This is a genomic window from Desulfocucumis palustris (genome assembly GCF_002933875.1).
In the GTDB taxonomy this organism is placed as follows: Bacteria; Bacillota; Desulfotomaculia; order Desulfotomaculales; family Desulfocucumaceae; genus Desulfocucumis; species Desulfocucumis palustris.
In genome coordinates this window covers 1-1,275 of the sequence record NZ_BFAV01000133.1, presented here as the reverse complement: position 1 = coordinate 1,275, position 1,275 = coordinate 1, and the positions used below count along the sequence as shown (strand labels likewise).

1 protein-coding gene is annotated in these 1,275 nt (G+C 35.5%); it reads right to left on the bottom strand.

Translation table 11 applies throughout. From position 1 onward, the window contains the following. Positions 1–52: 52 nt before the first annotated feature. Entirely contained in the window at positions 53–1,186 is a 1,134-nt protein-coding gene (locus tag DCCM_RS11700) for an IS630 family transposase (protein ID WP_104372588.1), read from the bottom strand. Positions 1,187–1,275 lie beyond the last annotated feature (89 nt).

The window sequence follows — 1,275 nt, the reverse complement described above, 5'->3', positions numbered from 1 at the left end:
ACTAGTATAGCGTTTCCGTAATAACATATCAATGGATTGATTGTCATAAACATTATACAATAGAAAAATCATCTATTTTGTATTTCCAGCGATATATAGTAGGGCTATCATTAATTTCTTTAATATAGGTGTAGATTCTTTCTTTTAGCTCCTCTTTAGATTTTACACGTATTGCCCGAAGCATTGTTTGAGCCATTTTTCCAAAGAAAGATTCGATTAGATTTAACCAGGAACCATGTTTCGGAGTAAACACAAATTCAAACCTATTTGGAACAATATTCAAATATGCTCTGGTTTCTTTTGAAATATGAGCAGAATGGTTATCCAGTATTATTTTTATTTTTTCTTTATCTTTATACTGCTCATCAACCATTTTTAAGAATTCTACAAATTCACGACTACGATGTCGGTCAGTCACATTAGCTAATATTTGTCCGTTAGTTAAATCAATACCAGCCATCAAACTTAAGGTACCATGGCGAATATATTCATAATCACGGCCCACGCAGGGATGAACACCTGGAGAAGGGGGTAGATCTGGTACAGTGTTTTCGATAGCTTGAATTCCCGGCTTTTCATCGTAAGATAAATATGCGTATACCGAATTATTGCCCTTTTCAAGAACAACTTGAACTTCTTTGTAAACATATAAGACATTGGCCATTTTTTGATCAAAATCAGGGTCTTTTCGCTCTAAATAATATTGGATTTTGTGAGGTTTAACCTGATTCGCCGATAGAATCTTTGAAACTGTTCCGCGTGATAGATTCTTCAGAGATGTGTGCCCATATTCCTCACAGTATTTTCTTACATGTTTAGATAGTAAATCGGTTGTCCATAATTCGTAACTATACCCGAATTCCTTTGGCTTCTTACACGCAAGAGAAATAAGCCAAACTTTGTCTTCCATTGTAATGGATTCCGGCTTTCCAGGGCGAGGGAGATCGTTTAAGGCAACATCAATACCAAATTCCAAAGCTTTATTAATGTGACGTTCTATCTTTGGTCGATTGGTTTTTAATATTCTTGCGATGGATGATATTGACTCTCCATCATTATAAAAAAGAAAAATCTTTGCACGCTCTACTCGGCTTACACCCTCTGTACGAGCGTGGATAATTGTTTCCAGTCTATGTATTTCTTCCAGTGTCAAATTTAATTTGGCTCGGTGACTTTGAAATGGCATAGAATGATCCCCCTAACGTTAATTTCGTTAAGAGAATCGTATACCCTGCTAGATATTATTGCAACTATAATTTGGAATCACTCTACTAG